This window comes from bacterium (genome assembly GCA_030247525.1).
Classification (GTDB): Bacteria; Electryoneota; JAOADG01; order JAOADG01; family JAOADG01; genus JAOTSC01.
Window position 1 is genome coordinate 1 of record JAOTSC010000147.1, and the last position, 7,960, is coordinate 7,960.

General features: G+C 48.2%; 7 protein-coding genes. All 7 read right to left on the minus strand.

The window, feature by feature from the left end:
• Window positions 1–983: insulinase family protein (locus OEM52_11900; GenBank protein MDK9700840.1), on the minus strand; the 983-nt coding region annotated here is incomplete at its 3' end.
• A 122-nt stretch (window positions 984–1,105) separates the two neighbouring features.
• Window positions 1,106–3,220, minus strand: a complete 2,115-nt coding sequence (locus OEM52_11905) for a T9SS type A sorting domain-containing protein (GenBank protein MDK9700841.1) — start codon at window positions 3,218–3,220, stop codon at window positions 1,106–1,108.
• A 178-nt stretch (window positions 3,221–3,398) separates the two neighbouring features.
• The gene (gene nadD / locus OEM52_11910; protein ID MDK9700842.1) at window positions 3,399–3,965 is read right to left on the minus strand and encodes a nicotinate-nucleotide adenylyltransferase; all 567 of its coding nucleotides are present in this window, start codon (window positions 3,963–3,965) and stop codon (window positions 3,399–3,401) included.
• A complete protein-coding gene (bamD, locus tag OEM52_11915; protein MDK9700843.1) occupies window positions 3,962–4,738 on the minus strand; it encodes an outer membrane protein assembly factor BamD in 777 nt (258 codons plus the stop codon). Before bamD ends, nadD begins: the two co-directional genes overlap by 4 nt.
• 226 nt (window positions 4,739–4,964) lie before the next feature.
• Complete coding sequence (lnt, locus tag OEM52_11920; protein ID MDK9700844.1) at window positions 4,965–6,509, minus strand: apolipoprotein N-acyltransferase; 1,545 nt, start codon at window positions 6,507–6,509, stop codon at window positions 4,965–4,967.
• 3 nt (window positions 6,510–6,512) lie between these two features.
• Entirely contained in the window at window positions 6,513–6,953 is a 441-nt protein-coding gene (ruvX, locus tag OEM52_11925) for a Holliday junction resolvase RuvX (protein ID MDK9700845.1), read from the minus strand.
• On the minus strand, window positions 6,943–7,923 hold the full coding sequence (locus tag OEM52_11930; GenBank protein ID MDK9700846.1) for a DUF5913 domain-containing protein: 981 nt from the start codon (window positions 7,921–7,923) through the stop codon (window positions 6,943–6,945). Before OEM52_11930 ends, ruvX begins: the two co-directional genes overlap by 11 nt.
• Between the last annotated feature and the right edge of the window lie 37 nt (window positions 7,924–7,960).

The following is a 7,960-nucleotide window of genomic DNA, read 5'->3' on the forward strand; positions in this document are numbered from 1 at the left end:
AGAGCCGTAGCATCCAGATTTCCGGAATAGTCGCCCGAAATTTCCAATTGGGAAAAATCGCGATCCCGAAAGAGCTCAAACGATAGCGATCGTAATGGGGTTCCCGAAAGGTATTCCTGCGGATCAAACAATTCCACTGCTGCCGATAGCGCGGCTTGCTGCTTTGCCGAATCGAGTGTTGGCAGTGCGATAGCAGCTTTGAATCGATTCGCATCGGATTTTGCCGGCGCAGTTTCGATTATTCGATCACGAGTCAAGGGAACTCGAGTTATCTTTGAAGCAAGTGGTACATCTCCCGGGGCAACGATTTCCAGTTGCTTTTTCGCAGCAGAAACGACCTCAATAATCGAGGCATCGGCAGCGACCAACAAGGTGACATTGTTGGGATGAAACCAGGTGTGGTAGTATTGCGCTACTTGATCGCGGGTGATTGCCCCGATGGAGGCACGTGAGCCTAATGTCGGGTACTGGTAAGGGGTTCCACTCTTGGAATGGAGATCGAATAATGTGTTGAAACGATAGTCTTCGTCCTGCTCGTCTTTTAACATCTCCTGTTCTACGATCCCTTTTTCTTTCTCGAACTTGTCAAAAGGGAGTGTTGAGAAAAAGAGTTGTTCGCGGAGCAAACCAAACAATGTGTCTAAGTCACTGGAGCGTCCAACGATCATGAATGCTGTGTAATCTTTTCCGGTTTGTGCATTCGCATAAACGCCAAGTTCATCAAAGGCTGCATACAATTGTTCTTGGTTAAGTGTGCGGGTTCCGTTAAAGAGTAAATGCTCGAGATAGTGTGAGATACCATTAGTAGCGGCCGTTTCGTTGCGTACACCAACATGAACCACTGCAACAATTCCCACCATGCCAGTTCCTGGGGAAAAGGCATAGTTACCTGCCATACCGTTGGTAAGTGAGAACTCTTTCGCATTTGCATTCAGTGTGATGATAAAAACGAGGTAAAATACGATAGCAATGGTTTTCTTCATGTTACACCCTGTGATTACAAGACTTCAAAGTAATAACACAAAGGGTAAATAAAAAGAAGCGCCGGATATTGCTATCCGGCGCACTCTTACAGAAAGCAGGAAAATACCTGCACAACCATTTGTTACTTGATGAGCATCATCTTATGCATTGCCTGGAAGGAACCAGCCTCGATCCGGTAGAAATAGACACCACTGGAAAGATTGGAACCATCAAAGGTAACGCGATGAGAACCGGCGCTGAAGTTTCCGTTCGCCAAGGTAGCAACTTCACGACCCATCACATCCATCACAGTAAGCTTAACTTTGGCGGCACGCGGCAACGCAAAGGAAATCTCAGTCGAAGGATTAAAAGGATTCGGGAAGTTCTGTGCCAACGAATACTCTGACGGAACAATAGTCGGCTCGGGAGCTGCTGTTGCCGAAGCAAAACCGCGAACGCGATAGTTCACTGTTGCCGGTGTTGTATTCGTGGTCATTTGCATCAGGGTATTCAAAGTACCCGGATTCGCCGGATTCCAACGCACTGTGACAAAATGACTGTCCATTGCCGCTACGCTGAATGCGGTATCATTGTTGACAAAAGTGATGTACGGACGTTGGGCCGTGGTAACCCAAATGCGGGAAACGTTTAACGCTACACCGCCATCGTTGTATACTTTGAAGGTACGGTTTATCGGAGTATTGACGGCCGTGGTATCGAATTGCAGGGTGTCGCCAACAACCGGTTCCGTTCGAAGAATTGGATGCGGTGGTAAATCAGTGGTATGAGCGATGTAACCACGGATATTCCAATCGCCGGATTCGTCGGGTTCCATACCAGCGGTCGCGGTTTGCCACGTCACTGCCGGCATGCTAAGATTAACACCAGCCAACGGCGGCGTTGCATCGCGATAGACGGTATGACCCGTTACGGTTTTCAGCACACACAACACGCCACCCTGGAAGATATTCAAGCCACCAGTACTTGCTTTGTATTGAGTTGCAGTCGATCCGATAACATTGATAGTTCCTTGCCAATCGGGCGTTCCGGAGAATGTTGCCAAATCAGGCATTAAATAGGCTTCTACGGTATCGAGGCGAGCAACGGTCGTACCAGCGATGATGAAGCTCATCGAATCCAAACGGGCGGGATAACGGGATGGAATCAACATGACACCAATCCGTTCGCCACTGCTAAAGTTAACTGACGAATTGGGGTCTTCATCGTCATACTTGTACCAAGTGTTCAAGCTATTGACTTTTTGTTCCAGCATCATCGCGTCATTGCCTGGATCGTCATCTAACGCCAACATTGAACGGACAGTCAATGCTGCATGTACAACACGACTCGGGGTCGTCCAACGATTGGTTGTTGATACAGTCGCGGAAGCACCCCGTACTAATGAAGTAGTGACGGATACGGTTTCCGTGAATAACGTGTCGCGGGAAACGGTATCAATTAACGTGAAACGTACCGGGAAATTTTGAATTGGATCGAATCCATTATTGCGAATCGTAGCCGAGAAGCCAACCGATGCACCATAAGGATGGAAGAAGCGACGATCACCATTCGCACGAGATGCATAAACACTATCTACACGGGCGTCTGTTAAGTCGCCAACATAACGGCCACCAACGCGAAGAATTAAATCACCACCGGCTGCCGACATCCCTGTCGACCAATCGGTTCGTCCACTGGTTTTCACTATAGAACGGTTATCGGTATTGCCGTTACCATCCATGATATTCCACCAGCCGCTACCAGAATAAGCGCCACCTGGTGCGGGTCCATAGATTACCCAAAAACTACTGCCAGCAGCAAACTGAACGGAATCCGGAAAATCGGTGTCAACCCATACTAAATCGGGTACTGGGGGATCGATCCGGAACCACATACCGGGAACAGCTTGGTTCGGTCGATGGGCAGTGCCGATTAAAGTATCGGTGTAAACAAAAACCGAGCAAGGTGCTGTGGTATTCGTACCACCACCGGAACCAGCATTCAACATCGCCAAATAGGCAGATTTGAGCATAAACGAAGTTGCTACAGAAAAGCGGGTACCACTCCAATAATTAGCAGTTGTCGTCAAAAGCCCGGGCGAACCATTATCATAGTACACCGAGTCGGGTTGCGGAGAATCGGTTCCGACCGGCATTCTAAGATTGTTTCCATGCGCCGGGATCACGGCGGTTTCAGTCGAGGCAAATGCCACTACTGCCACCAGTAAAAGTCCCAGCCACCAAAAGCGAGTCATCATAACGTGATCCTTTCTCGTTGAATTCCTTTCAATCCTACTCGAGCGTGTTTCCTGTGGAATTCAGGTTGCGCGCACTACCCGGGGTTACCGGGGTGTTGTGGTAAAGATAGACAAATATAGGCGTAGCTTGCCCGAAACGCAATTCGAAGATCGATATTGCTTATAATGGTGAGAGTAGTTAAGTACGATAAAAGTTGCAAGCTCGAATGAGAGTAAGCACTGAATCGGGAACTAAACCGTCAATCGGTAATCCCATCTTTATCCGTTCCCGAATCATAGTCGATGAAATATTCAGTGGTTGTACCGGAAGAATTGATACATTCTCTTTTGTTAATATTGGATGATTGGGGCGTTCGAAGACGTGAAGTGTTGTTAGAGTAAGAATTTGCTCGGGATCTCGCCAAGTGGAAAATTGCTGATACGAATCAGAACCAAGGAGAAAATGAAATTCGTTCTCTGGAAATCGTAACTGCAATGATTTCAATGTATTGACTGTATAATGGGGACCAGATGTCTCGAGTTCAATGGTACATATTTTGAAGTTTGGATAACTCTGAAGTGCCGCTGCCAACATCTCCTGTCGAAACGTGGCGGGGGTGTGCACAGCGATGTTTTTGTGGGGAGGATTGCCAGTTATCAAGAACCAGACTTCTGCTAACGGAATGGTTTGTAAAGCGACCACTGCCGCTTGGAGATGGGCATTGTGAGGGGGATCAAAGGTTCCACCTAACAGTCCGACTCTCATTTTTTCTCTAATTCGCGGATCGCTTTACCGGCAGTAATAGCTGCTTCGGTGCCGGGAAATTTATTAAGACATTGTTTATAAGCAGCTTCGGCGGCAGCTTTTTCAGTAAGCTTCGCTAAAGCGTCCCCTTTTCCGACCAAAGCCCATGGTTCTGCTGTAGTGAGGTAATAGGTTTCGAGAATCCGATCGAAATAAATAATCGCTGAATCGTACTTGCGCATTTTCAAGTAAAGTTGCGCCGCATCAAGTTCTTTCAATGCGAGCTTCTCACGACAACGGTTGATGTGATCTTCACAGTCTTTTGCAAAGGTGCTGCTGGGATATTCTTCCAACATCTGTTGGAACTCTTCGAGGGCTTTGATTGTGTTGCTTTGTTCAAGTTGCCGTTTGGGGGAGAGTTCCCACCAACTAATCGCTGATTTATAACGAGCTTCTTCGACCAATGGTGAAGCCGGAAACTGCTCCGCTAATCGTTCATACTCGGACTGGGCAAGGATAAACTCGCCCTGCTTGAAATGGGCTTCGGCAAGCAGTAACTGCGCAGAGTCGACTTTTGCCGTTCCAGAGAAGGCGATGAGATAAACTTCGACTTCTTCAATGACCCGGTCGTATTTCTTGCGGTCGAATAGCTTTTTGATTTCCTGAAATCGTTGTTCCGGCGAAGGGATTTGCAAAGATTTATTACCGCCACAGCCAACAAAGAGCGGAATAGCAACAAAAAGTGCGACGAGTAGTAGCAGGGATTTATTTCCTGACAAAGTAGACCAGACCAAGCACAACTCCTATGGTTAACGATAACAGGACACCCGTCCAAGGGTGTGAAGCAACAGTAACAGTTGTCGAATCATGAGCTACCAGCGTGTCGACCAATACCTTTACCGTATCTACTGCAGATTCAGCGATTGTCCTATCCATGTGACAAGATAGTTGGTTTCCTAACCCTCTGAAAGTCGAATATCGGACAACAACAAGGCAAATTAGCTAAGTAGTTGCAAATATTTACCGGGAAACGAGTTTTCTTCGGTTGAGGAGCGCATAAACAAGCACACCAAGGAAGCTGAAAAGTGATACTGCTCCCCACCATGGATAACTGCCAATTCGACGCACTGGTTCCCGAGCGATTGGGATTGTGTAGACCTTTGCCATCGGTGCTATGTCGGGCATTCGATCCTGCCAGCGTCCAGCAGCATCGATCCAACCACTAACTCCGGTATTGGCACTTCGTACCAACGGGACACTCACTTCGACAGCCCGGGGCAGAAAAAGATTTGCGTGTTGTGGTTTTTCATTTGTATGGTCGTACCAGGCATCGTTGGTCACATTCGCCAATAATTGGACGCCGCCATCGGCAAACATCGCACCCATTTGGGGAAAGATCGATTCGTAACAAACGGGTGTTCCCACTTTGATTATGCCATATTGCGTCGGTATCTCCAGAGGAAGTTCACGGGGTCCCGGGGTGAATTCCGCTTGTCCCAAATTCACATTATGCAGACTCGGTACAAGCCATTGGAAAGGAATCCGCTCTCCCAAGGGAACCAGCCACCGCTTTGCATAGAAGGTAGAATCGATACCGCCCATACGTCGTGGTTTCAAAACGAAAACCGCGTTGTATGTAAGAATCTCCTCCCCATCGCGCAGATAGTGCTGTGCCCCAGCGATTACCGGGATATCCAGCGTATCGATCAGATTTTGCAACCGCTCGCGGTGTCCGATTCGCGCATGTAGATAAAATGGAACGGCGGTTTCCGGCCATACGATGAAATCGGGTTTCTGAGGTAACAACTCTCGGGAGAGGGAAATCGCACGATCAACGGTGTAGAAGGGATCATTCGCCCACTTACTCTCAGGGTCGATACTGGTCTGAATGACGCCAACCCGGAGCAGGATATTGTGCGGGGGCGTTGTTCGATGTATGAAGTAAGGTGCAATGATTAGAACCGGGACAACAAGCAGAATCCGCCAATTTTTCTTTGCTATCGAGTAGGCAATCAAGCCATTCACACACAATAGATAAGTACCAAGCAACCATACCCCGCCGACTGCGACAAAGAGGAGTGGAGCATCGAGCGATACCAATGGCAAAGCTGTGATCGTCCACGGGAACCCTAACTCGCCATGGGAAACGAGCCACTCGAATCCGGCGTAGCCGAAAGTGACTACAAGCAAACCCCAGATTGTAGATAGCCGCTTTGCAATGAATCCCGCCAACCAGAAGAAGATGCTGTTGCGGAACGAAAGGTATAGTACCATCGCAATGTAGGAGAAGAAGGCGAGTTCTTCGGAGGTTCCGCTATTTGCCGATACCCAATGTACTGCCAATAGATTGAATACTACGTTGTACCACCAACCGGCGAACCACCATCCACGGGGATTCCCGAGGAGGCGAAGATACAAGGGGATGAACGAAAGAAATGCGATCCAACCGAACTGATAGGGTGGTAACGCGATTGCGGCAAGCAATGCGCTTGCAGTAGCCGCAAGTAACGTTGTGGCGAACTGCGATTTGAACAGCTTTGGAATCCAGTGGAAGTAGTTACTCATAGTTTATGGTTGTTCTAAAAGAGATACAAAAATGCCTTCGCGAATCGCTTGTTCCAATAGTAATGCGGCAGCGGTTCGGTCAACAATTCCCTTGTCCTTCGAGTAGGATATCCCGCGCTCTTTCAGATACTCTTCGGCGGCAAAACTGGAGAGATGCTCATCATAGGAGATCACTATCGCTCCCGTTGCTCGAAGTTTTTCGGCGAAATTATCGGAAAGCCTCGTGATAGCGTGTTCCATTCCATTCGGCATTTCCGGTCTACCGAGTAATACGATATCGATACGTTCTTTACGAATGATATTGGCTATTAACCCGACAACATGCTCAAAGGAACCAGTGAGGGTTTTGAACGGAGACGCCATGCCGGTGCGGGTTTCGCCAATTGCGATGCCGGTGCGTTTCTTTCCGGGATCGACGGCAATGACACGGAGGTTACTGGGCATTCTCGACATCAGTATCGTCAAGCCGATGTACCCGGATAACATCTTTGACGGAAGTTACTTTGGAGATGATCTGTGATAATTGAGATAGGCTTTTCACCGAAAGTACTAACGAACCAACGGCGGTACCGTCGTTTGCCTGCATCTGCAAACTTAGAATATTCACATCGAAGGAACTAATTTTTGTCGTTACATCGTGCAGCATCCCTTTGCGGTCGTTGGCAACAATTTGCAAGCGCGCGTTAAAGACCGCTTCGGGGTCGACATCCCAAGATACATCTACAATTTTGTCAGGTTCTTTACTCAGTTCTGCGAGATTCTTACAATTCATCCGATGGACAACAATCCCTTTTCCCTTGGTGAGGTAACCGCGGATGCGGTCGCCGGGAAGCGGTGTACAACATCGTCCGAGAGATATCATGACATGGTCGAGACCAGTCACTTTAACGCCAGTATCGCTCTGTTTCGGTTTCGATTTGCGGATGATTTTGGTGAGCCAATTCGCCGATGAGGGTTGTTGTGGCACTAACTTGCGCAACACGTGCGACATCTTCAATTGACCGTAACCGATAGCGGCATGGAAACTTCCGAGATCGCCGAAACCTAATTGATTGGCAACGGTCTGGATTTCCTCGTTTTTCAGTTTGAGATTGATGCGTTGAGTTTCACGATGCAATATCTCTTCGCCCAACTTTTGGCATTCCTCGAATCGGACTTCCTGAAAATAGCGTTTGATATGAGTACGGGCTTTCGGCGTTTTAACTGCCGTAAGCCATTCCGCCGATGGTTTCCCTTTCGCCGAAGTAATAATCTCAATGGTACAACCGTATGGCAAAGTTGCTGACAGTGGGGCGATGCGACCGTTAACTTTCGCCGCAATCGCATGGAGACCGACATCACTGTGAATTAAGAAGGCGAAATCAATGGCGGTGGCGTCTTTCGGAAGCCGGTATACATCGCCACGCGGGGAAATTACATAGATATCTTACGGTTGAAGGTCGCTCTTCAAG

Excerpts from the sequence above, each read along its gene's own strand:
- OEM52_11905 (MDK9700841.1), bottom strand. The coding sequence starts at position 3,220 with ATGATGACTCGCTTTTGGTGGCTGGGACTTTTACTGGTGGCAGTAGTG.
- nadD (MDK9700842.1), bottom strand. The coding sequence starts at position 3,965 with ATGAGAGTCGGACTGTTAGGTGGAACCTTTGATCCCCCTCACAATGCC.
- lnt (MDK9700844.1), bottom strand. The coding sequence starts at position 6,509 with ATGAGTAACTACTTCCACTGGATTCCAAAGCTGTTCAAATCGCAGTTC.
- ruvX (MDK9700845.1), bottom strand. The coding sequence starts at position 6,953 with ATGCCCAGTAACCTCCGTGTCATTGCCGTCGATCCCGGAAAGAAACGC.